Consider the following 22529-nt stretch of genomic DNA (forward strand, 5'->3'; position numbering starts at 1 on the left):
CACCCATGACCTGTGCGGCAGGCCGGGGCAGGACGGCCCCGGCCGCGTTGCCCCACCGAACACGAGGAGCCCGCGATGCCCTTCGCCCGACTGGCCAGTACCACCACCCCGACCGCCCACATCGGGCTCGGCCTGGCAGCGGTCGGCAGGCCCGGCTACATCAATCTCCACCGTGACCGCGACCTGCCGGACGAGCGCACCGCCGACGCGCTCCGCGCCCGCACCCACGAACTGCTCGACGCCGCCTACGCCCAGGGCGTCCGCTACTTCGACGCGGCCCGCTCCTACGGCCGCTCGGAGGAGTTCCTCGGCGAGTGGCTGACGGCCCGGCCCGAGGTGCGCGACGTCGTCATCGGGAGCAAGTGGGGCTATACCTACACCGCCGACTGGGCCGTCGACGCCGAGGCGCACGAGGTCAAGGACCACAGCCTCGCCACCTTTGAGCGCCAGCGCGCCGAGACCGCCGAGCTGCTCGGTGACCGGCTCGACCTCTACCAGATCCACTCCGTCACCGCGGACAGCCCGGCCCTGACGGACAAGGAGCTGCACGCCCGCCTCGCCGCGCTCGCCGCGGAAGGCGTCAGCATCGGCCTCTCCACCAGTGGGCCCGCGCAGGCAGAGGCCATCCGGGCGGCCCTCGCCGTCACGGTCGACGGCGAGCCCCTCTTCCGTACGGTCCAGGCCACCTACAACGCACTGGAGACCTCGGCCGGACCGGCGCTGGCCGACGCGCACGCCGCCGGACTCACCGTGATCGTCAAGGAGGCCATGGCCAACGGCCGGCTGGCGGGCACGGAGGCCCCGGCCGTGGTGCGGGAGATCGCAGAAGAGGAGGGACTGGGCAGCGACGCGGTGGCCCTGGCGCTGGTGCTGCACCAGCCGTGGGCCGGGGTGGTGCTCTCCGGCGCCGCGACCGTCAGCCAGCTCGCCGGAAACCTGCACGCCGCCGTCCTCGGCCTCGACGAGGAACGGCGCGCCCGGCTGGACGCGCTGGTGGAGGAGCCGGAGGCCTACTGGCGCCACCGGGCTTCGCTGCCGTGGAGCTGAGCCGTCCGCCCCGCACGACGGCTTCCCGCACGACGGATCCGGGCACGGTGGTCACATCCGGCGGGTCTGCCGCGTCAACGTGATGAGAACACCTGACACGGGAGGACGGCTGTGGACGAGATCGAGTTCCTGGCGGCGCGGTTCGAGGAGAACCGCTCCCATCTGAAGGCCGTGGCCCATCGGATGCTCGGCTCGTCGGACGAGGCGGAGGACGCGGTCCAGGAGGCCTGGATCCGGCTCGCCCGCTCTGACAGCGCGGCGATCGAGAACCTGGGCGGCTGGCTGACGACCGTGGTCGGACGGGTCTGCCTGGACATGCTCCGCTCGCGCCGCGTCCGCCGCGAGGAGCCCCTGGAGACGGGGGTGCCCGAGGCGCCCGAGCCCGGTCCGGCGTCGGTCCCCGAGCCCGGCGGGGACCCGGAACAGCAGGCGCTGACCGCCGACTCGGTGGGTCTCGCGCTGCTGGTGGTCCTCGAAACGCTCGACCCGGCCGAGCGGCTCGCCTTCGTGCTGCACGACATGTTCGCGGTGCCGTTCGACGAGATCGCCCGCATCGTCGACCGCACCCCGGCCGCCGCCCGGCAGCTCGCCAGCCGGGCCCGCCGCCGGGTGCGGGGCGTCGCCCCCGAGCCCGGCCCCGGGGCGGCCCGCCGCGAGATCGTGGACGCCTTCCTGGCGGCCGCCAGAGGCGGGGACTTCGAAGCGCTCGTCGCGGTGCTCGACCCCGATGTCGTGTCCCGGTCCGGCGGCAGTGCCGTCGAGGCCCCCACGGTGGTGCGTGGCGCGGCGAACGTGGCGCGGCGGGCGATCATGTTCGCGCCGTACGCCAGGTCGGCGCGGTTCGCGCTGCTCGACGGCGCCCCCGCGGTCATCGCGGCGCGCGAGGGAGAGGGTTTCTCCGTCATGCGGTTCGCGATCGAGCGCGGGAAGGTCGTCGAACTGTTCGTCATCACCGACCCGGCCGGGCTGGCCGGCCGCGATCTGGTCCTCCTCGACGAGTGAGGCGGCGCGGCCGGCCCGGCGTCAGGGGCTCGTGAGGACGACGAGCTGCCGGGTCGCCCTGGTCATCGCGACATAGCGGTCGACGGCTCCCTCGATGCCCTCACCGAACGTCTGCGGGTCGATCAGGACGACCAGGTCGAATTCGAGTCCCTTGGTCAGTTCCGGGGCCAGCGACCGGACGCGGGCGGTCGGCTCGAACCCGGGATCGCCGACGACGCAGGCGATCCCGTCGTCATTGGCGGCGAGCCAGGTGTCCAGGACCGGGCCCAGGTCCGCCGTGGAACCGTGCGTGACGGGGAGTCCGCTGCTGCGGACGGACGCCGGTACGTTGGCGTCCGGGAGCACGGCCCGGATGACCGGCTCGGCCTCCGCCATGATCTCCTCCGGCGTCCGGTAGTTGATGCTCAGGGAGGCCAGGCTGATCCGGTCCAGCCCGACCCGCTTCAGCCGTTCCTGCCACGACTCGGTGAACCCGTGGCGGGCCTGGGCGCGGTCCCCGACGATGGTGAAGCTCCCGGAGGGGCACCGGAGCAGCAGCATCTGCCACTCCGCGTCGGTCAGTTCCTGGGCCTCGTCCACGACGACGTGTGCGAACGGCCCGGCGAGCTGGTCCGGTTCGGTGCCGGGTGCGCCGCTGTCGTCGACCAGGGCCTCCTGGAGGTCCTTCCCGTGCAGCATCGTCACGGCGCCCTCACCGTCGTCGTCCGCCTGGAGCAGGGTGTCGATGACCTTGTCCATGTGCTCGCGGTCGGCGGCGAGCGCCGCCTGGTGCCGGCGGCTGCGGCGGGAGGCTTCCGGGTCGCCGAGGCGCTGCCGGGCCGCGTCCAGGAACGGCAGGTCGGACACCGTCCACGCCTGGGCGTCCGCCCGCTGGAGCCGGGAGACCTCGTCGCGGCTGAGCCAGGGAGCACATCGGCGCAGGTAGGCGGGGACGGACCAGAGGTCCCCGACGACGTCGGCCGCCTCCAGCAGCGGCCAGGCGCGGTCGAAGGTGGTGAGCAGTTCCCGGTTCTTCAGCAGCGACTTGCGCAGTACGGCGTCCGAGACGTCGCCCTCGTGCTTCTCGACCAGGATCGTGAGCAGCTCGTCGCGGACCTGGTCGCGCGCCTCGTTGTGCGGAGTGCCGGGTTCCGCCGCGTCGAACGCCACGGCCCAGTCGGCGGCGGTCAGCTGGATGTCCGACCAGTGGGTGGTGACCGTCATCCCCTTGGCGGGCGGCTCCTCGTAGAACCTGGCGGCCGCGTCGACCGCCGCCACCAGCTGCCCGGAGGACTTCAGCCGGGCCACCTCCGGGTCTGCCTCCGGTCCTGCGGCCGCCCCCTCGGTCACCAGGTCCCGCAGGGTGCACGTCTGCACGCCCTCCTCGCCGAGGCTGGGCAGCACGTCGGCGACGTAGCCCAGGTAGGGCTGGTGCGGGCCGACGAACAGCACGCCGCCCCGGCGGTGACCGAGCCGGGGGTCGGAGTACAGGAGGTAGGCGGAACGGTGCAGGGCGACGACCGTCTTGCCCGTACCGGGGCCCCCGTCGACGACGAGCGCGCCGCGCGAGCCCGCGCGGATGATGGCGTCCTGGTCGGCCTGGATGGTGCCCAGCACGTCCCGCATCCGGGCCGAGCGGTTGCTGCCCAGGCTGGCGATGAACGCGGACTGGTCGTCGAGCGCGGCGTGCCCGGCGAAGCCCTCGGAGGTGAACACCTCGTCCCAGTAGTCGCTGATCAGGCCGCGGGTCCAGCGGTACCTGCGGCGGCTCGCCAGCCCCATCGGGTTGGCGTGGGTGGCGCCGAAGAACGGCTCGGCCGCGGGGGAGCGCCAGTCGATGAGCAGCCGGCGGCCCGAGCTGTCGGTGAGGCCGAGCCGTCCGACGAACAGCGGCTCGCCGTCGTCCGCCGCGACCATGTGCCCCAGGCAGAGGTCGAGGCCGAAGCGGCGCAGCGCGCGCAGCCGGGCGGTCAGCCGGTGGATCTCCACGTCCCGGTCCATCGCCTGCCGGCCCGCACCGCCGGGCGTCCTGCGCTCGGCGGCGAGCCGCTCGGTGAGCTCGGAGATCGACGCGTCGAGGCACTCCGCGATGGCCGCGAAGTGCTCCTCGTCGCTGGCGATCAGGGCCGGATCGGCCTTGTGGGAGAGGCGGTCGGGAAGGTCGAACGCGCTGGTGGTCAGGGGGTTCACGTCATCAGCTCCGGGACTGGGCCGCTCGCGGTCGATGCGCGCGGCGGGGCGCCTGGACCGGCGCGGTGTACCTGATTCTGCGCCATTACGGGGGCCTTGTGGCAAGCCCCCCCATGCGCTATAAGTTAAAAGTGGCAAGGAGTGGGTTCGTGTTCACGACCCTCCGGCCGGAGCCCGGTGCTTCCTGGGCCGATCGCCACGATACGGGCCTGTGGCCCGCTCCCCTCACCGCCCGGCGCGATGGCCGGATGACGGACAACCGGATCTCGACGCCGTACAGCGGCTTCCCGCGGTCATTCAACCCCTGAGACTCCTCGCGGCACGCAACAGCCGGCACGCAGCCCCCGCACGCGACAGCCGGCGCGCAGCCCTCGGCGCGCAGGAGCTTCGGCACCCCGAATGAGACATGAGCGTCTCAAGTGGGCTAATCTCGTCTCATGACTCTCGATCGTGAGCAGGTGCTGCGCAGCGCCGCCGCCCTGCTGACCCGTAAATCGACCGCCACCATGGATGAGGTCGCCAAGGCCGCCGGTATCGGACGCGCCACCCTGCACCGGCACTTCGCCGGGCGGGACGCCCTGGTCAGGGCCCTGGAAGAGCTGGGCATCCAGGAGTTCGGGGCCGCGCTCGACCGGGCCGGGCTCGACGAGGGCACCTCGGAGGAGGCGCTGCGCCGGTTCGTCGCGGCCGTCGAGCCGAGTGCCGGACTGCTCTCCTTCCTCGTCACCGAGAACCAGCTCTTCGAGGGCGGCGAGATGAACGAGGGCTGGGACCGGCTGGACGCACGGGTCTCCGCCTTCTTCCGGCGCGGCCAGGAGCGCGGCGAGATCCGCATCGACCTGACCCCCGCCTGGCTGACCGAGGCCCTCTACGGGCTCATCAGCACCGGCGCCTGGGCCGTCCAGGTGGGACGGGTGGCCGCGCAGGACTTCCAGTACATGATCGTCGAGTTGCTGCTCGGCGGCGCACGCCGGAGCGTGGAGCAATGAGCAGCATGGAACAGCACCCGGAGCCCCCGACCGAGCTGCGCCGCCCCGGGCGGTGGATCGCGCTGTCCGTGCTCGTGCTGGCCGTCCTGCTGGTCGCCATCGACGCGACCGTGCTCGGTCTGGCGACCCCGTTCCTCAGCGAGGACCTGGAGCCCACCGGCACCCAGCTGCTCTGGATCGGTGACGTCTACTCCTTCGTCATCGCCGGACTCCTCGTCTCCATGGGGAGCCTCGGTGACCGCATCGGCCGCAAGAAGCTGCTGCTCTGCGGAGCCACCGCCTTCGGCGCGGTCTCGGTGCTCAACGCCTACGCGATGACGCCCGAGATGATGATCCTGGCGCGCGCCCTGCTCGGCGTCGCCGGCGCCACCCTGATGCCGTCCACCCTCGCCCTGATCCGCAACATCTTCCATGACGCGCGCGAACGCAGCCTCGCCATCGGCATCTGGGGCGCGATGGCCTCCGCAGGCGCGGCGGTGGGCCCCGTCGTCGGCGGTTTCCTCCTGGAGCACTTCTGGTGGGGCTCGGTCTTCCTGATCAACCTGCCGGTCATGGCCGTGCTCGTCGTCGTGGGGATCAAGCTGATCCCCGAGTCGAAGAACCCCGCGCCCGGACCGTGGGACATCGTCAGCGTCGGTCTCTCGCTGGTCGGCATGTTCGGAGTCGTGTACGCCGTCAAGGAGCTGGCGGCGCACGGCGGCAGCTGGCCGGTCGCGCTCGCGGGCGTCGGTGGTGCGGCCGCGCTCGTCTGGTTCGTACGCCGGCAGTTCCGCCTCCCCGCGCCGCTGCTGGACATGCGGCTCTTCCGCCACCGGGGCTTCTCCGGCGCCGTGCTCGCGGACCTGCTGACCATCCTCGGCCTGTCCGGGCTGGTCTTCTTCCTCTCCCAGTTCCTGCAACTGGTCCAGGGCCGGGCGCCGCTGGAGGCGGGGCTGGCCGAACTACCGGCGGCCGTCGGTGCGGTCACCGCGGGCCTGCTGGCCGGGACCACCGCCCGCCGCTTCTCCGTGCGGTCCGTGGTGTCCGGGGGCCTCGGGGCCATCGGCCTGTCGCTGGCCGCGGTCGCCGCGATCCACAAGGAAACCGGATACCCGCTGATCGGCGCCCTGCTGCTGGTTGTGGGCGTGGGCGCGGGCTTCGCCTTCACCGTGACGTCCGACGTGATCCTCTCCAGCGTCCCCAAGGAACACGCGGGCTCCGCGTCCGCGGTCTCCGAGACGGCGTACGAGCTGGGCGCGGCGCTCGGCATCGCCCTGCTCGGCTCCGTCGTCACCGGGGTCTACCAGGGCTTCGCCACTCCGGCGGGGGTACCCGCCGCCACCTCCTCCGCCGCCCACGAATCACTGGGCGGCGCCGTCGAGGCGGCCAAGACACTCCCCGGGCAGCAGGGGACGGACCTGGTCTCCGCGGCCCAGGACGCGTTCGTCGACGGGCTGCGGCTCGCCTCCGCCGTGGGCGCCGCCGTCCTGCTGGCGACGGCGGTCGCGGCCTGGTACCTGCTGCGCGGCCAGGAGCTGGAGGAAGGCATCGTGCACGACTGACGGCCGCCCGGCGCCGCCGGTGACGTACCGCCGTGAGCCGGACGGGTGAAACCGGTACGCGGAAGGGTCCGTACCCCCGACCGGGGTACGGACCCTTCCGCAGGACCGAGCGGGCTCAGGCGGCCTTGGCCTTCGTCGCGTAGATGTCGACGTACTCCTGACCGGACAGCCGCATCACCTCGGCCATCACGGAGTCCGTCACCGCCCGCAGCACATAGCGGTCGCGGTCCATGCCCTCGTAGCGGGAGAACTCCATCGGCTCACCGAAGCGCACCGTGACCTTGCCGGGCCGGGGCAGACCGGAGCCGCCCGGCTGGAGCTTGTCCGTGCCGATCATCGCGAACGGCACGACCGGCGCACCCGTCATCAGCGTCAGCCGCGCGATGCCCGTCCGGCCCCGGTAGAGGCGGCCGTCGGGGGAGCGGGTCCCCTCCGGGTAGATCGCGAAGGCCTTGTCCTCGTCCAGCACCCGGCGCCCCGTCATCAGCGCCGCGACACCGCCGCGGCCGCCGTCCCGGTCCACCGGGATCATGCCGACGCCCGTGAAGAACCACGCCATCAGGCGGCCCTTGAGGCCCTTGCCGGTGACGTACTCGTCCTTGCCGATGAAGTACACCGGACGTTCGCAGCAGATCGGCATGATCATCGAGTCGATGAAGGTGAGGTGATTTCCCGCCAGGATCACCGGCCCGGATCCCGGAATGTTCTCGATGCCCTCCACCCGCGGCCGGAACATCAGGCGCAGGATCGGTCCTAGCACTGCCTTGATGAGTGCGTGTCGGGACAACGGTTCCTCCGGTGTAGTGGCCGGGCCGGCCGAGCGACGGATTGAGCGGTCCATGCAGGTGAGGACGATACTCGCGGGTACTCGCTGATCGCACATCGGGTTCACGCAGTGGATACGCGGTGTTGACGTGTGTTTGCGCCACGTTGGCCCGGATGCCGCCGTCCGGACGGCCCAGCTGCCTACGCTCGGGCCCCGCTCGACAGATGCCGGACATCATATGCGAGGAGCATTCATGACAGAGCGTGCGCACGCCACACCCGGACGACGGACCGTCATGGGCGTGGGAGCCGCCGTACTCGGGACCGCGGCCGTCGGCCTGTCCGGGACGGCGCGGGCCGCCGGGAACACCGCCGAGCGCTCCGGCGGCCACGGCGGCTCCGGACACCGACTCGACCTGCCGGTGCCGACCGTCATCGGACACCGGGGCACCAGCGGATACCGCCCGGAACACACCCTCGGCTCGTACCAGCTGGCCCTCGACATGGGCGCCCACGTCATCGAGCAGGACCTGGTGCCGACCCGGGACGGGCACCTCGTCTGCCGCCACGAGAACGACATCACCGCCACCACCGACGTCTCCGCGCACCCCGAGTTCGCGAGCCGCAGGACCACCAAGACCGTCGACGGCATCCCGCTCACCGGATGGTTCACCGAGGACTTCACCCTCGCCGAACTGAAGACACTGCGGGCCAAGGAACGCATCCCGGGCAACCGCCAGAAGAACACGCTGTACGACGGCCGCTGGGAGATCCCGACCTTCGAGGAGGTCCTGCGCTGGGCCGACCGCGAGGGCCGCAAGCGCGGGAAGCCGGTCTGGCTGTACGTCGAGACCAAGCACCCCACCTACTTCCGCGGCCTCGGCCTCGGTCTTGAGGAACGCCTCGTCAAGCTGCTGCGCCGCTACGACCGCCACCGCGCCCAGTCGCCGCTCATCCTCCAGTCCTTCGAGCCGACCAGCATCCAGCGGCTGTCGAAGCTCGTCGCCACTCCGCGCGTCGTCCTCCTCTCCGGCACCGGCACCCAGCCCTGGGACTTCACGGCGACCGGCGACCCGCGCACCACCGACGACCTGGTGAAGCCTGCGGGCCTGAAGTGGATGGCGTCCTTCGCCCAGGGCATCGGGCCGACGCTGGACCTGATCATCCCCAAGGACGCGTCCGGCAGGCTCGCGCAGCCCACCACCCTGGTGCGCGACGCGCACGCCCGCGGGCTGATCCTGCACCCCTACACGATGCGCAACGAGAACACCTTCCTGCCCGCGGACTTCCGGCGCGGCAGCGACCCCAATGCGTACGGCGACGCCTTCGGCGCCTTCGCCGCGTACTTCGCGACGGGCATCGACGGGATCTTCTCCGACAACCCGGACACGGCACTGCTCGCGGCGGCGGACTTCACGGGGAAGTAGGGCCTTTCGTCCGGATCAGGCGGGGCACGGGCCCGTCAGCACCCGGCCGGGTGCACCTCGGTCGGGTGGTACGGGGCCGGTTCGGCAACCTGCGGCCGCAGAGCCGCGTCGGGTGGGTGCATGACGCTTCTCGATCTTTCCGCCGCGCCGTCCCGGCCCGCTCCGGCAGCCGTGGTCCGCACCCTGTATCCGCTGGTCAGGGCCGAGGCCAGGGCCGAGGCGGCGGCCTCGGCCACCGGCGCCGCTGTCGACCGCGCCGACCTCGAACAGGCCGTCTGGCTGCGGCTGCTGGAACGGCTGCCCGAGCAGGGACCGCCGAAGGACGCCGCCCGCTGGGTCCGGGACACCGTGCGTGGGGAGGCGCGCCGGGCCCGCCGTACCGTCGCAACGAGCGGCCCTACCGTGACGAGACCGCCCCCGATCCGGCCGGCTGCCCGGAACGGGCCTTCGCCGGCGCCGAACAGCGCCGGTTACTGCGCGCGGCGGTCGACCGGCTGCCGGCCCGCTGCGCCCGACTGCTGAGGGCGCTGCTGGCCCCGAACGATCCCACCTACCGCGAGATCGCAGGGGAGTTGGCTATGTCACAGGGGAGTTTGGGCCCGATCCGTTCCCGATGCCTTGGATGTCTGCGCAGAATGCTGGCGGCGGAGGTTGTAGCTCCTGAACCGCGGGGAAAGGAGCGGTAGACAACCGGCGGATCAGATGAGCGGGAGGCATGCGCGGATGGGCATGAGCGTGATCATCTCGGCGGCGGGCACACAGGACGCCGAACAGATCTTGAAGCTCCAGTACCTCAGCTTTCAGAGCGAGGCGGAGCTGTACGGGAACTACCGGATCGAGCCACTTGTCCAGACCCTCGACTCACTGCGCGCCGAAATCGCCGCGGACCTGGTGTTCGTGGCCCGGCTGGGTGAGGAAGTCGTCGGTACGGTACGCGGCTCCGCGGACCAGAGCGGCACCGGACTGATCGGACGGCTCTGCGTCCACCCCAGGCTCCAGGGGCACGGCCTCGGAGCCCGGCTGCTGCGGGCCGCGGAATCCGGCCTCGCGGACCAGCGCGCGGCCACCCGCTTCCAGCTGCACACCGGGCACCTCAGCGAGAGCAACCTGCGGCTCTACCGCCGGGCCGGTTACGCCCCCGTGGGCAACGCCACCGGCCAGGACGGCGTCCGGATGATCCTGCTGGAGAAGGAGGCCTCGGCCGCCGCGTACGTGACCAGCGCCTGACCCGTCCGGCGGTTACGACGGTCCTCGCGTGCCGCCTACGCGGTCCTCGCGCGGCGCAGCCAGATCATCCCGGTGACCGGCAGGATCACCGGGATGAGCAGGTAGCCCGCACCGAAGTCCGACCAGACGGTGGCATCCGCGAACGCGGACGGCTCCGCCAGCGTCCACGTACCCACGATCAGCACCCCGGCGAGCTCGGCGGCGCAGCACACCAGCGCCGTCCTGCGCGCCCGCTCCCCGCCGCGCACCAGTGAATACGTGATGAAGCCGTAGACGAGCGCGGCGACCGCCGACAGCACATAGGCCAGCGGGGCCTTCCCGAAGTCCAGGATCATCTGGACGATCGAACGGGACGCCGCCGCCACGGTGAACACGCCGTAGAACCAGACCAGTACCCGGCCCGGACCGGTGCCCAGGTCGAAGGGCTTCTTCTCGCCGGTGTCCGCCGCGGGGGTGCTATCGGTGTCGGTCACGGTCAGTTTCCCCAGATGTCGTAGAGCCGTACTTCGAGAACGGCCAGTACGACCGCGCCCGCCGCCACCGTCACCGAACCCCACCGGGTCCGCTCGCTCAGCGACAGGAACCCCGCCGCCGGTACGGCGAGGAAGGCCCCGATCAGATACGCGATGAAGATGGTCATGCCCTGCTCCGGCCGCTCACCGCGGGCCAGCTGCACGATCCCCACCACCAACTGGGCCAGCGCGAGCACCGAGACCACGGCCATCCCGATGAAGTGCCAGTCCTTGGTCGGCTGGTCCCGGTAAGCGGCGAATCCGCACCAGGCGGCGAGGGCGAGGGCGGCCACGCCGACCGCGATCGTCAGGGCGTCAAGCATGAGCCGAGGGTATTACGGGGCGGGCCGCCCGCCGCGTGCGCCCCCGTACCCGCACCGGGATCGTGGCCTTGGCCACAGGACAGGACCAGGCCGTCCCGGTGGCCGATCGCGTCACCGAGCGCCCGCTCCCCGGATAATTGCAGGTCAGGGCGGTGCGGCGAAAAAGCGAGACGGCCGGCACGGCGCGGCCTGGGTGTCATCCAGGGCCGTCCGCTATTCGGACATCCGGTCGGGGTGGACCGTTACGTCTGTTTTACTTGGGACATGACCACGACGAGCAGCCGCACCCTTGCGACCGAGGCGATCACGACGCCCGGTGCTCGTTGTATGTGTCGAATGCGCGCCTTCTGAGGGCCCCCGCCTGAGCCTCGCGCCCCGAAGCGAGACCGAGCCCGAGCCGTCCGCACCCAGCGGAACGAGCTGCTCCGGCACGCCGCCCCGCGGTCACCACCGCGCCGGGCCGTGCCGAGACCCCGCTCGAAACGTCCGATCGAAGTCCCAAGCCCCACCGGACGAATGCCCCGTGCCCGGCGGACACCGCGCCGCGCACTCGACAGTGACGGAAACCCCTGTGATCACCACTACGGGCCTCACGAAGGTCTACCAGTCGCGCGACCGTGAGGTCACCGCTCTGGACGGCGTCGACCTCCATGTCCGCGAGGGCGAGGTGTACGGCGTCATCGGACAGAGCGGCGCCGGAAAATCGTCCCTCATCCGCTGCGTCAACCTGCTGGAGCGCCCCACCTCCGGCACCGTGACCGTCGCCGGCCAGGACCTGACCGCCCTCGCGGGACGGGGCCGCCGGGCCGGCCGGGAACTGCGCGAGGCCCGCAGCCGCATCGGGATGGTCTTCCAGCACTTCAACCTGCTGGCCTCCCGCACCGTGCGCGACAACGTCGAACTCCCGCTGGAGATCCTCGGCGTCACCGGCCGCGAACGCACCCGCAAGGCCCTCGAACTCCTCGAACTGGTCGGCCTCTCGGAGAAGGCCAAGGCCTACCCCGGCCAGCTCTCCGGCGGCCAGAAGCAGCGCGTCGGCATCGCCCGCGCACTCGCAGGGGACCCCAAGGTGCTGCTCTCCGACGAGGCGACCTCGGCGCTGGACCCCGAGACCACCCGCTCCATCCTCCAGCTGCTGCGCGACCTCAACCAGCAGCTCGGCCTCACCGTTCTGCTCATCACGCACGAGATGGACGTCGTCAAGACCGTCTGCGACTCCGCCGCCCTGATGCGCGGCGGCCGCATCGTCGAGTCCGGCACCGTGGGCGAACTGCTCGCCACCCCCGGCTCCGAACTCGCCCACGAGCTGTTCCCGGTCGGCGGCAGCGCCTCCGGACCCGGCAGCACGGTCGTCGACGTCACCTTCCACGGCGACGCCGCCGCCCGGCCGGTGATCTCGCAGCTCTCCCGTACGTACAACATCGACATATCGATCCTGGGCGCCGCGATGGACACCGTCGGCGGCAGGCAGGTCGGCCGGATGCGCATCGAGCTGCCCGGCCGGTTCGAGGAGAACGTCGTGCCCATCGGCTTCCTGCGCGAGCAGGGCCTCCAGGCGGAGCTCGTCGAGATCACCGAGAACGCCGAGAACACGGACGCCGAACCCGCGACGATTCCCGCACCGCTCACCAAGGAGGTGGCGAAGTGACCTGGTCCGAAATGCAGCCGCTGCTGACACAGGGCACCGTCGACACCCTCTACATGGTCCTGTGGTCAGCGGTCGTCACCGTCCTGGTCGGGCTGCCGCTCGGCGTCCTGCTCGTCCTCACCGACAAGGGCGGACTGCTGCGGAACACCCCGGTGAACAAGGTCATCGGCGTGATCGTGAACATCGGCCGCTCACTGCCGTTCATCATCCTGCTGATCGCCCTGATCCCCTTCACCACCTGGGTCGTCGGCACCTTCATCGGCCCGACCGCGATGATCGTGCCGCTGGCCGTCGGCGCCATCCCGTTCTTCGCCCGGCTCGTCGAGACGGCCGTCCGCGAGGTCGACCACGGGCTCGTCGAGGCCGTCCAGTCCATGGGCGGCTCCATCCCGACGATCGTCCGCAAGGTCCTCCTGCCGCAGGCCCTGCCCTCCCTCGTCTCCGGCGTCACCACCACCGTCATCGTGCTCATCGGCTACTCCGCGATGGCCGGCGCGGTCGGCGGCGAAGGACTCGGCTCCAAGGCCGTCACCTACGGATTCCAGCGCTTCGACAACCAGTTCATGCTCATCACCGTCGCGCTCCTGATCGTCATCGTGACCGTGATCCAGCTGATCGGCGACACCGCCGTACGCCTGCTGGCCCGCCGCGGCCGCACCACCTCCTGAGACTTCTCTCCTCCGAGCCCGCACTCCTTGTCCGGGCGTACCACCATCACCACCTGAAAGAGGCACTCTTCGTGCGCAAGAACATCAAGATCACCGCAGCTGCCGCCGCCACCGCCGCCCTCGCCTTCGGCCTCACCGCCTGCGGCACGGACTCCGACCCGGCGTCCAAGAGCGAGACCGGCGCCAAGGCCGACACCTCCAAGGCCCTCGTCGTCGCCGCGTCCCCGACGCCGCACGCCGACATCCTGGACTTCGTCAAGAAGAACCTGGCGGCCAAGGCCGGCCTCAAGCTGGAGGTCAAGGAGTTCACGGACTACGTCCTGCCGAACACTGCCACCGAGACCGGCCAGGTCGACGCCAACTTCTTCCAGCACCAGCCCTACCTCGACGACTTCAACAAGAAGAACAACACCCACCTGGTCTCCGTCGGCACCGTCCACCTGGAGCCCCTCGGCCTCTACTCCCACAAGGTCAAGGACCTGGACGGCATCAAGTCCGGCCAGACCATCGCCGTACCGAACGACACCACCAACGAGGGCCGCGCGCTCCAGCTGCTCGCGGAGAACGGCCTGATCACCCTCAAGGACGGCGTCGGCACCAGCGCCAAGCTGAGCGACATCACCGACAAGAAGGGCCTCAAGTTCAAGGAGCTGGAGGCCGCGACCGTCCCCCGCGCCCTGAACGACGTGGACGCCGCCGTCATCAACGGCAACTACGCCATCGAGGCCAAGCTCAAGCCCGCCACCGACGCCCTCGCGATCGAGAAGGCCGACGGCAACCCGTACGCCAACATCGTCGCCGTGAAGAAGGGCAACGAGAAGGACGTCCGCGTCCAGAAGCTCGTGAAGCTCCTGCACTCCGACGAGGTCAAGAAGTTCATCGAGGACAGCTACCAGGGCTCGGTCATCCCCGCCTTCGGGTCCGCGGCCAAGTCCTGACCCCCGCGCGGCATTTGCCCGACGAGCCCCGCACACCCCGCCCGGGTGTGCGGGGCTCCGCCGTGCGGACCCGCCCATGCACAGGCCCGGCCCGATGCTGCATGCTGTGCCTTTACACGGTCTTCGGCATGGAGCTGCGCATGACTTCCACCTTTCCGGACATCTCCATCAGCACGGATCGGTTGGTGCTGCGCCCCTTCGACATGGCTGACGTCCCCGCGTACATCGAGATGATGAACGACGAACTCGTCACGGCCTGGACCGAGGCACCCCACCCCTACACCCAGGTCGACGCGGAACGCTGGGTCCGCCGGATCGCCCCCGCGCAGCGCACCAAGGGCGACGGCATCGTCTTCGCCGTCACCGAGTTCCTCACCCAGCGCCTCGTCGGCTCGGTCCGGCTGCACAACACCGACTGGCGGACCCTGGCCACGGAGGCCGCCTACATCACCGCCCCCTGGGCACGCGGCGAGGGATACGCCACCGAGTCCGTGCTGGCCCTCGCCCAGTGGCTCTTCCGCGACCAGGGCTTCGAGCGGATAGAGCTGCGCACCGCCGCCGACAACACCGCCTCCCAGCAGGTCGCCCAGAAGCTCGGCTGCATCAGTGAGGGGATCCTGCGCAACGCCCGGATAGCCCGCTCGCAGACCGAGGACGGCGGATGGGCCGACATCAGGACCGACCTGATCGTCTGGGGCCTGCTCCCCGAGGACCTGGAGGGAGTCGCCGAGCAGCTCGCCGACGCCGGTGGATACGGTACGTACAACGACTGGAACTGACCCCTCCCCGGCTCCGCACCGCACCGCACCGGCACCGGCCGGGTGATCCCGCCGTGCCCGCCCCGGGGCGACCATCCCCGCCTGCACCGACCCGACTCCAGGAGACTGACGACAGATGGCCGACCGGGTCACAGTGATCGGCTGGGACGGCTCACCACTCAGCCGAGTGGCCACCGCCGCGCTCTCGGCCGCCACGCTCGTCGCCGGAGCCGCCCACCACCTCGCACTGCCCGAAGTGCCGCACGGCGCGGAACGGATCCGGCTCGGCTCGATCGACCTGGCCGCCCGCCGGATCGCCGGCCACCGGGGCAGCGCCGTGGTCCTCGCCGACGGCGATCCGGGGTTCTTCGGAGTCGTACGCAGTCTGCGCGCGCCCGAGCACGGCCTCGAAGTCGAAGTGGTGCCCGCCGTCTCCGCCGTGGCCACCGCCTTCGCCCGCGCCGGCATGCCGTGGGAGGACGCCCAGACCGTCGTCGCCCACCCCCGCACCCTGCGCCGCGCGGTGAACGTGTGCCGTGCCCACCACAAGGTCGCGGTCCTGACCTCGCCCGGCGCGGGCCCCGCCGAACTGGCCCTGCTGCTCGAAGGCGTCCACCGCACGTTCGTCATCTGCGAGGAGCTCGGCACCACCCGCGAACAGGTCACCGTCGTCACCTCGGAGAAGGCGGCCGACCACGTCTGGCGCGACCCCAACGTCGTCATCGTCATCGGCGGCGGCCCCGAACAGCGGGCCGACGGAGCGTGGATCGCCGGCCGCCACCCCGCCTACCCCCAGGGCGTACGCGGCTGGGCGCTGCCCGCAGGCGCCTACCGGGGCGAGGGAGCGGAACCCGTGGCGGAGGGCGGCGAGGGCGAGACCCCCGGGCTGCGCGCCGCTCAGCTGGCCCACCTCGGACCCCGGACCGGCGACCTGGTCTGGGACATCGGCTCGGGCAGCGGCGCCCTGGCGGTGGAGGCGGCCCGGTTCGGCGCCGCGGTCCTCGCCGTGGACAGCGACCGGGACGCCTGCGACCGCACCGCGGCGGCGGCGCGGGCCTTCGGAGTCCAGCTCCAGGTGGTCGAGGGCCGCGCCCCGCACGTGCTGGAGAGGCTGCCAGAGCCCGATGTCGTACGGATCGGGGGCGGCGGCGTCCCCGTCGTCACCGCTGTCGCGGACCGCAGGCCGGAGCGGATCGTCACCCACGCCTCGACCCGGGACGAGGCCGAGGCACTGGGCGCCGCCCTCACCGAGAACGGATACACGGTCGCCTGCTCGCTCCTGCAGTCCGTCGAACTCGACACGTCCGCATGGTCGGAGCGCGAACGCTCGGTCGTCTTCCTGCTGTCCGCACTGCGTTCGGATCTCGCCCCCTGACCCTGTCGGTACACGGCGGGAGGTAGGCTGGCCGATCGTTGCACCGCGCCCGGATCATCGTCGCTTCGTTCGTCAATGTCCGGAAAAGGGGACCGTTTTGGCCCCCGTTGTGGTACGGCGGAACCGGGGGACGCGCAACGTGGCGCAGTCCACAGCGAGCCGTGGCGAAATGAGCTGCCGCGGCGGCGAACGACCGCGAGAATGCAGTATGTCCGCGACCGTTTCGTGCCGCGCGGCGCGCCGGCTCGTTCCACTGGACGAGCGCCTGTGTGCCGTGTTCGGGCGACCCGGGCGAAGGGCCGAAGGAGCACTGACGATGGGCGAGGGGTACGCATGAGTGACACCGGCCGGATCCCGGGCGAGGGACTGCCGGAGAACGCGGGCATGGTGGAGCAGCCGGGCGTCCCCGCCCCGGACGGCTACACCTTCCTCGATCCCTCCGAGCAGGCGCCAGAGGACGACGACCTTCTGCTGATGCCCAGCCCCCAGGGCGCCTGGAGCGAGCCGCAGGCCGCCCTGCCCGAGCAGGGCGGTTACTCGTCGCGGCCGCCGGGCGACGATCATCTGGCGCAGGCGCAGGGCCCCCTGCAGACCCAGGGCCCCGTGCAGCTCCAGGAGCAGGCGCGGGTCCAGGTGCCCGAGTACGCGATGCACGCTCCCGCCGAGCCGCTGCCGCGGACCGGCCAGGGGACCCACGAGTCCGGCGGCCGCGATTCGGGCTCCGTAGACCTCAGCGGCGTCCGCATCCCGTCGCCCGTTCCCGCGCCGGCACCGGCCCAGGTGCCGGTGGCCCAGGCTCAGACCCAAGCGCCCGTGCGCCGGCCGCTGCACCGCGGACCGGCCTCGCCCGAGCCGGGCTACGGCGGCACGTCGGGCGGCGGCGTGGTCCGTTCGCTCGCGGACCGGGGCCCTGCGGGCGCGCCGCAGGCCCAGACCCAGCCGTCCGCTCCGGCTCCCGCGCCCGCACGGCACGCGGGACCGGTCACGGCCGAACCCGAGTACTTCGAGATGACGGCCGAGGAATCGGCCTCGCTGCCGGGCCCGCAGCTCGGCGAGATCCCCCCGCAGGGGAACCAGTGGGCGGGCCGGGCACCGCAGCAGGCCGCCACGCCGGTCGCCGTGGAAGCCGGGCCGGCGGTGGCTCAGGATCTGCGGCCAGAAGCAGAAACGGTCGTCCCGGAGGCGCCCGCGGAGCCCGTGCCGGCCGCCGTGTCCGTCGAGCCCGCGCCGGTTGTGGCCGAGGAGCCCGTCGCCGTTCCGGTGCCGACGGAGGTTCCGGTCGAGGCCCTGCCGGAGCCGGAGACCCAGCCCGTACCGGCACCGGTCGAGGCTGTGGTCGACGCAGCGCCTGCGGAGGCGGCACCGGCGGAGGCGGTATCCGTGGACGCGGCTCCCGTGGACGCGGCCCCCACAGACGTAGCGCCCAACGACGTAGCCCCCAACGACATGGCTCCGGCCGATGCGGCTCAGGCCGACATGGCTCCGGCCCACGCGGCTCCGGTCGACGTGCCGCCTGTGGAGCCTGTGCCGGACGGTGCCTCGCTGGGCCGGTTCGTTGCGGTGGGCTCGCTGCCGACCGCGACGCACCCGGCCCCGGTGCCCGTCGTCGAACAGCCGGCCGAGCCCGAGGCGGTCGTGGAGGCCGAGCCCGAGGTCCGGACGTTCGCCATGGAGCCCGTGCCGGAGGCCGAGACGGGTCCCGAGGTCATCGAGACCCCGGACCTGACGGACAGCACGGAAGCCACGCCTGTCCAGGTGGCCGAGGCCGAGCCCGTCGCCGAACAGCCCGAGCCGGTCGTACCGCAGAACGCCCCGGAGCCCGTACGGCTGGAGCCCGTTCAGCCGGAGCCGGTGGACGACATCCAGACCGTGGACGCGCCTGAGGCACCCGCTGAAGTACGCGAGGCTCTCCCGGAGACCGAGACCGAGACCGAGACCGAGACCGTGGTCGAGGTCGACGCGGAGGCTCCGGCCGAGGAGGCGCCCGTCACCTCGCCCCCCGCGCCCGGTTACGACGATGCCGAGCGCGAGGCCGTCCTGCGCGTCATGCGCGAGCGCCGCGACATCCGCAACGGCTTCCGCAGCGACCCGGTCCCGCACGAGGTCCTGCTGCGGGTCCTGGAGGCGGCGCACACCGCGCCCAGCGTCGGGCACTCGCAGCCCTGGGACTTCGTCGTCATCCGTTCTGCGGAGACCCGCCGCTCCATGCACGAACTGGCGCAGCGCCAGCGCGACGCGTACGCAAAGTCGCTCCCCAAGGCCAGGGCCAAGCAGTTCAAGGAACTGAAGATCGAGGCGATCCTCGACACCCCGGTCAACATCGTCGTCACCGCCGACCCCACCCGTGGCGGCCGCCACACCCTGGGCCGGCACACCCAGCCGCAGATGGCCCCCTACTCCTCGGCGCTCGCCGTCGAGAACCTCTGGCTCGCCGCACGGGCCGAGGGGCTCGGCGTCGGCTGGGTCAGCTTCTTCGACGAGCGCGAGATGGTCCGTTCACTCGGCCTGCCCGAGCACCTCGAAGTCGTCGCGTACCTCTGTGTCGGTTACGTGGACGAGTTCCCGGAGGAGCCCGAGCTGATGCAGGCGGGCTGGTCCAAGCGCCGCCCGCTGTCGTGGGTCGTCCACGAGGAGACGTACGGCCGCCGCGCCCTGCCCGGCGAGGAGCCGCACGACCTGCTGCAGGAGACCATCTCCAACATCCGGCCGCTGGACGCCAAGGCGCTCGGCGAGGCCTGGGAACGCCAGAAGCGGATGACCAAGCCGGCCGGTGCGCTCGGCATGCTGGAGATCATCTCGGCGCAGCTGTCCGGGCTCTCCCGGATGTGCCCGCCGCCGGTCCCGGAGCCCGCCGCAGTCGCGATCTTCGCCGGCGACCACGGGGTGCACGCCCAGGGCGTCACGGCGTGGCCCCAGGAGGTGACCGGCCAGATGGTCGCCAACTTCCTCGGCGGCGGCGCGGTCTGCAACGCCTTCGCGGCCCAGGTCGGCGCCGAGGTGTGCGTGGTCGACGTCGGGGTGGCCGCGGAACTGCCCGCGACGCCCGGACTGCTGCCCCGCAAGGTGCGCGCCGGGACGGCCGACTTCACCACCGGCCCCGCGCTCACCCGCGAGGAGGTCCTCGCGGCGATCGAGGTCGGTATCGAGACCGCCCGCGATCTGGTCGCGGCCGGCAACAAGGGCCTGCTCACCGGTGAGATGGGCATCGCCAACACGACGGCGTCTGCCGCCCTGATCTGCGTGTACACCGGGATGGACGCGGCAGAGGTGACCGGCCGCGGCACCGGCATCAACGACGAGATGCACGCCCGCAAGGTCGACGTGGTCCGCCGCGCTCTCGAACTGCACCGGCCCGACCCGGCCGACCCGATCGGCGTGCTCGCTGCCGTCGGCGGCCTGGAGCACGCGGCGATGGCCGGATTCCTCCTCGGCGGGGCCTCGCTCCGTACGCCGGTCATCCTCGACGGCGTCAGCGCGGGCGCCGCGGCCCTGGTGGCCCGTGCCATCGCGCCGGAAGCCCTGGCCGCCTGCATCGCGGGCCATCGCAGCGCCGAGCCCGGCCACGTCGCCGCGCTCAACAAGCTGGGCCTGCGCCCGCTGGTCGACCTGGACCTCCGCCTCGGCGAGGGTACGGGCGCACTGCTGGCGCTGCCGATCGTGCAGAGCGCGGCCCGCGCGATGCACGAGGTGGCGACGTTCGACTCGGCGGGCGTCACGGAGAAGTAGGACGCTGTCCGCGGGGGTCCCGGGGGCGCTGCCCCCGGGACCCCCGCTCCTCAATCGCCGGAGAGGCTTGATCGGCCCGCCGCAGGCGCACCATCCAGCCTTGCAGGGGCAAAAACCAGCCCCGCCGGCGTTTGAGGCGCGGGGTCCGGGGCGGAGCCCCGGGTCGGACCCGACGTCCGGTCGACCCCGTATCGTGAACCCGCACGTCACAGCCGCTCCACCGCCGCAGCGGCGCCGCAGCACACGCACCGCACGAGGAGCCCGCACCGCCATGGCCGAGCACGCCGTTCACCCCGCGTACCCCGTCGGACTGCGCCTGAGCGGGCGCCGCGTAGTCGTCGTCGGTGGCGGCCAGGTCGCTCAGCGCCGCCTCCCCGCCCTCATCGCGGCAGGCGCGGACATCGTCCTCGTGTCACCCTCCGCCACCGCGTCCGTCGAGGCGATGGCGGACGCGGGCGAGATCCGCTGGGAGCGCCGGGCGTACGCCGACGGGGACCTCACCGACACCTGGTACGCGCTCATCGCGTCCGACGACACCGCGGCCAACGACGCCGCCTCCGCAGAGGCCGAGCGCACCCGCACCTGGTGCGTCCGCAGCGACGACGCGGACGCCGCCACCGCCTGGACCCCCGCCACCGGCCGCAGCGAGGACATCACCGTCGCCGTGCTTACCACCGACGGGCAGGGCGGCCGCGACCCGCGCCACTCCGCCGCCGTCCGCGACGCCATCGTCGAGGGCCTGCGCGACGGCACCTTCGCCGCACCCCACCACCGCACCAGGACCCCCGGCGTCGCCCTGGTCGGCGGCGGCCCCGGCGATCCCGACCTGATCACCGTCAGAGGCCGCCGGCTCCTGGCCGAGGCCGACGTCGTCATCGCGGACCGGCTCGGCCCGCGCGACCTGCTGGACGAACTCCCCCCGCACGTCGAGGTGATAGACGCCGCGAAGATCCCGTACGGCCGCTACATGGCGCAGGAAGCGATCAACAACGCGCTGATCGAGCACGCGAAGGCCGGCAAGGCGGTCGTCCGGCTCAAGGGCGGCGACCCGTTCGTCTTCGGGCGCGGCATGGAGGAGGCCCAGGCGCTCGCCGCGGAGGGCATCGCCTGCACCGTCGTCCCCGGCATCTCCAGCTCGATCTCGGTGCCGGGCGCGGCCGGTATCCCGGTCACGCACCGAGGGGTCGCCCATGAGTTCACCGTGGTCAGCGGCCACGTCGCCCCCGAAGACGAGCGTTCGCTGGTCGACTGGTCGGCCGTCGCCCGGCTGCGCGGCACCCTGGTCCTCCTGATGGCCGTCGACAAGATCGGCGCCATCGCCCGCGCGCTCATCGCCCACGGCAAGGACCCCGAGACCCCGGTCGCGCTGGTCCAGGAAGGGACCACGGCCGCCCAGCGCCGCGTCGACGCGACGCTCGCGACCGTCGGCGAGCGGGCCGAGGCCGAGGACGTGCGCCCGCCCGCCGTCATCGTCATCGGTGACGTCGTCGCGGTCGGGACGGCCGGCACCGGAAGTTCCGCCGAGTAACCATCGGTAACGGATCTTCCTCCAGACCGTTGGCACCACACACCGGACAAGGCAGTATCAACCTGTGGCTGATCTCATCACCGTCGACGACCCCGACGACCCCCGACTGCGCGACTACACCGGCCTGACGGACGTCGAGCTCCGGCGCAGGCGAGAGCCCGCGGAGGGCCTCTTCATCGCCGAGGGCGAGAAGGTGATCAGACGCGCCAGGCAGGCCGGGTACGAGATGCGGTCCATGCTGCTCTCGGCGAAGTGGGTCGACCTGATGCGCGACGTCATCGACGAGGTACCGGCCCCCGTGTACGCGGTCAGCCCGGAGCTGGCCGAGCGCGTCACCGGCTACCACGTGCACCGGGGCGCCCTGGCCTCCATGCAGCGCAAACCGCTGCCCGCCGCCGACGAACTGCTGCGCACCACCCGCCGCGTGGTCGTCATGGAGGCCGTCAACGACCACACGAACATCGGGGCGATCTTCCGCAGCGCCGCCGCTCTCGGCATGGACGCGGTCCTGCTCTCACCGGACTGCGCCGACCCGCTGTACCGGCGCTCGGTCAAGGTCTCGATGGGCGCGGTCTTCTCCGTCCCGTACGCCCGGCTCGACACCTGGCCCAAGGCGCTGGAGACCGTACGGGAGGCGGGCTTCAAGCTGCTCGCCCTGACGCCCGACGAGAAGGCCAGCAGCATCGAGGAGGCGGCGCCGCACCGGATGGACCAGGTGGCCCTGATGCTCGGGGCAGAGGGGGACGGACTGTCCACCCAGGCCCTCGTCGCCGCCGACGAATGGGTACGGATCCCGATGGCCCACGGCGTCGATTCGCTGAACGTGGGCGCGGCGGCCGCCGTCGCCTTCTACGCGGTGGCCACCGGCCGCCCAGAGAGCTGAAGG

Annotated in this window: 18 protein-coding genes and 1 pseudogene; 15 read left to right on the forward strand and 4 right to left on the reverse strand. The window is 72.0% G+C overall.

The window, feature by feature from the left end:
• Nucleotides 1-75: 75 nt before the first annotated feature.
• Both ACZ601_RS21635 and ACZ601_RS21640 read left to right on the forward strand, forming a co-directional pair.
• Nucleotides 76-1047: an aldo/keto reductase gene (locus ACZ601_RS21635; RefSeq protein ID WP_469540321.1), complete on the forward strand. Its 972-nt coding sequence runs from the start codon at nucleotides 76-78 to the stop codon at nucleotides 1045-1047.
• Nucleotides 1048-1158: 111 nt separating this feature from the next.
• Entirely contained in the window at nucleotides 1159-2049 is an 891-nt protein-coding gene (locus tag ACZ601_RS21640) for a sigma-70 family RNA polymerase sigma factor (RefSeq protein WP_469540324.1), read from the forward strand.
• A 21-nt stretch (nucleotides 2050-2070) separates the two neighbouring features.
• On the opposite strand, the gene helR is transcribed toward ACZ601_RS21640, so the two are convergent.
• Nucleotides 2071-4218 carry an RNA polymerase recycling motor ATPase HelR gene (gene helR, locus ACZ601_RS21645; protein ID WP_469540327.1) on the reverse strand — a complete coding sequence of 716 codons (2148 nt, stop codon included), beginning with the start codon at nucleotides 4216-4218 and terminating at the stop codon, nucleotides 2071-2073.
• Nucleotides 4219-4655: 437 nt separating this feature from the next.
• Here helR and ACZ601_RS21650 point away from each other — a divergent pair, with 437 nt between their 5' ends.
• Entirely contained in the window at nucleotides 4656-5207 is a 552-nt protein-coding gene (locus ACZ601_RS21650) for a TetR/AcrR family transcriptional regulator (RefSeq protein ID WP_469540330.1), read from the forward strand.
• Complete coding sequence (locus ACZ601_RS21655) at nucleotides 5204-6748, forward strand: MFS transporter (protein WP_469540333.1); 1545 nt, start codon at nucleotides 5204-5206, stop codon at nucleotides 6746-6748. Before ACZ601_RS21650 ends, ACZ601_RS21655 begins: the two co-directional genes overlap by 4 nt.
• A gap of 115 nt (nucleotides 6749-6863) precedes the next feature.
• Here the strand turns inward: ACZ601_RS21655 and ACZ601_RS21660 are convergent, their stop codons facing one another.
• Nucleotides 6864-7535 carry a lysophospholipid acyltransferase family protein gene (locus ACZ601_RS21660; protein WP_440573433.1) on the reverse strand — a complete coding sequence of 224 codons (672 nt, stop codon included), beginning with the start codon at nucleotides 7533-7535 and terminating at the stop codon, nucleotides 6864-6866.
• Nucleotides 7536-7767: 232 nt separating this feature from the next.
• Here ACZ601_RS21660 and ACZ601_RS21665 point away from each other — a divergent pair, with 232 nt between their 5' ends.
• From ACZ601_RS21665 to ACZ601_RS21675, 3 genes and pseudogenes are all read left to right on the forward strand, one after another.
• Nucleotides 7768-8940 (forward strand): glycerophosphodiester phosphodiesterase, encoded by a 1173-nt coding sequence (locus tag ACZ601_RS21665; RefSeq protein WP_469540336.1) that lies wholly within the window; start codon nucleotides 7768-7770, stop codon nucleotides 8938-8940.
• 120 nt (nucleotides 8941-9060) lie between these two features.
• A pseudogene (locus tag ACZ601_RS21670) lies at nucleotides 9061-9626 on the forward strand (sigma-70 family RNA polymerase sigma factor).
• Between the two features lie 37 nt (nucleotides 9627-9663).
• Entirely contained in the window at nucleotides 9664-10167 is a 504-nt protein-coding gene (locus ACZ601_RS21675) for a GNAT family N-acetyltransferase (RefSeq protein ID WP_440573441.1), read from the forward strand.
• A 35-nt stretch (nucleotides 10168-10202) separates the two neighbouring features.
• Here ACZ601_RS21675 and ACZ601_RS21680 read toward each other — a convergent pair whose 3' ends face one another.
• Both ACZ601_RS21680 and ACZ601_RS21685 read right to left on the reverse strand, forming a co-directional pair.
• Complete coding sequence (locus ACZ601_RS21680; RefSeq protein WP_024488852.1) at nucleotides 10203-10640, reverse strand: hypothetical protein; 438 nt, start codon at nucleotides 10638-10640, stop codon at nucleotides 10203-10205.
• A gap of 2 nt (nucleotides 10641-10642) precedes the next feature.
• Entirely contained in the window at nucleotides 10643-11002 is a 360-nt protein-coding gene (locus ACZ601_RS21685; protein ID WP_362963318.1) for a hypothetical protein, read from the reverse strand.
• Nucleotides 11003-11573: 571 nt separating this feature from the next.
• On the opposite strand from ACZ601_RS21685, the gene ACZ601_RS21690 reads away from it, so the two are divergent.
• The 8 genes from ACZ601_RS21690 (at nucleotide 11574) to ACZ601_RS21725 (ending at nucleotide 22526) form a co-directional block, all read left to right on the forward strand.
• Entirely contained in the window at nucleotides 11574-12650 is a 1077-nt protein-coding gene (locus tag ACZ601_RS21690) for a methionine ABC transporter ATP-binding protein (RefSeq protein WP_440573436.1), read from the forward strand.
• The gene (locus tag ACZ601_RS21695; RefSeq protein ID WP_024488849.1) at nucleotides 12647-13318 is read left to right on the forward strand and encodes a methionine ABC transporter permease; all 672 of its coding nucleotides are present in this window, start codon (nucleotides 12647-12649) and stop codon (nucleotides 13316-13318) included. Before ACZ601_RS21690 ends, ACZ601_RS21695 begins: the two co-directional genes overlap by 4 nt.
• 71 nt (nucleotides 13319-13389) lie before the next feature.
• A complete protein-coding gene (locus tag ACZ601_RS21700; protein WP_440573437.1) occupies nucleotides 13390-14256 on the forward strand; it encodes a MetQ/NlpA family ABC transporter substrate-binding protein in 867 nt (288 codons plus the stop codon).
• A gap of 101 nt (nucleotides 14257-14357) precedes the next feature.
• Nucleotides 14358-15035 (forward strand): GNAT family N-acetyltransferase, encoded by a 678-nt coding sequence (locus ACZ601_RS21705; protein WP_024488847.1) that lies wholly within the window; start codon nucleotides 14358-14360, stop codon nucleotides 15033-15035.
• A 115-nt stretch (nucleotides 15036-15150) separates the two neighbouring features.
• Nucleotides 15151-16389: a precorrin-6y C5,15-methyltransferase (decarboxylating) subunit CbiE gene (gene cbiE, locus ACZ601_RS21710; RefSeq protein WP_469540343.1), complete on the forward strand. Its 1239-nt coding sequence runs from the start codon at nucleotides 15151-15153 to the stop codon at nucleotides 16387-16389.
• Between the two features lie 333 nt (nucleotides 16390-16722).
• Complete coding sequence (gene cobT, locus ACZ601_RS21715) at nucleotides 16723-20115, forward strand: nicotinate-nucleotide--dimethylbenzimidazole phosphoribosyltransferase (protein ID WP_469540345.1); 3393 nt, start codon at nucleotides 16723-16725, stop codon at nucleotides 20113-20115.
• A 271-nt stretch (nucleotides 20116-20386) separates the two neighbouring features.
• Nucleotides 20387-21643 carry a uroporphyrinogen-III C-methyltransferase gene (cobA, locus tag ACZ601_RS21720; protein ID WP_469540347.1) on the forward strand — a complete coding sequence of 419 codons (1257 nt, stop codon included), beginning with the start codon at nucleotides 20387-20389 and terminating at the stop codon, nucleotides 21641-21643.
• Between the two features lie 64 nt (nucleotides 21644-21707).
• Complete coding sequence (locus tag ACZ601_RS21725) at nucleotides 21708-22526, forward strand: TrmH family RNA methyltransferase (protein ID WP_024490659.1); 819 nt, start codon at nucleotides 21708-21710, stop codon at nucleotides 22524-22526.
• Nucleotides 22527-22529: the final 3 nt, after the last annotated feature.

Source organism: Streptomyces sp. NPDC104307 (genome assembly GCF_055584045.1).

What these genes read in the sequence shown, in the direction of transcription:
- cobA (WP_469540347.1), top strand. Translation starts at nt 20,387, where the DNA reads ATGGCCGAGCACGCCGTTCACCCCGCGTACCCCGTCGGACTGCGCCTG.
- ACZ601_RS21705 (WP_024488847.1), top strand. Translation starts at nt 14,358, where the DNA reads ATGCTGTGCCTTTACACGGTCTTCGGCATGGAGCTGCGCATGACTTCC.
- ACZ601_RS21675 (WP_440573441.1), top strand. Translation starts at nt 9,664, where the DNA reads ATGGGCATGAGCGTGATCATCTCGGCGGCGGGCACACAGGACGCCGAA.
- ACZ601_RS21650 (WP_469540330.1), top strand. Translation starts at nt 4,656, where the DNA reads ATGACTCTCGATCGTGAGCAGGTGCTGCGCAGCGCCGCCGCCCTGCTG.
- ACZ601_RS21635 (WP_469540321.1), top strand. Translation starts at nt 76, where the DNA reads ATGCCCTTCGCCCGACTGGCCAGTACCACCACCCCGACCGCCCACATC.
- ACZ601_RS21655 (WP_469540333.1), top strand. Translation starts at nt 5,204, where the DNA reads ATGAGCAGCATGGAACAGCACCCGGAGCCCCCGACCGAGCTGCGCCGC.
- ACZ601_RS21685 (WP_362963318.1), bottom strand. Translation starts at nt 11,002, where the DNA reads ATGCTTGACGCCCTGACGATCGCGGTCGGCGTGGCCGCCCTCGCCCTC.
- cobT (WP_469540345.1), top strand. Translation starts at nt 16,723, where the DNA reads ATGAGTGACACCGGCCGGATCCCGGGCGAGGGACTGCCGGAGAACGCG.
- cbiE (WP_469540343.1), top strand. Translation starts at nt 15,151, where the DNA reads ATGGCCGACCGGGTCACAGTGATCGGCTGGGACGGCTCACCACTCAGC.
- ACZ601_RS21665 (WP_469540336.1), top strand. Translation starts at nt 7,768, where the DNA reads ATGACAGAGCGTGCGCACGCCACACCCGGACGACGGACCGTCATGGGC.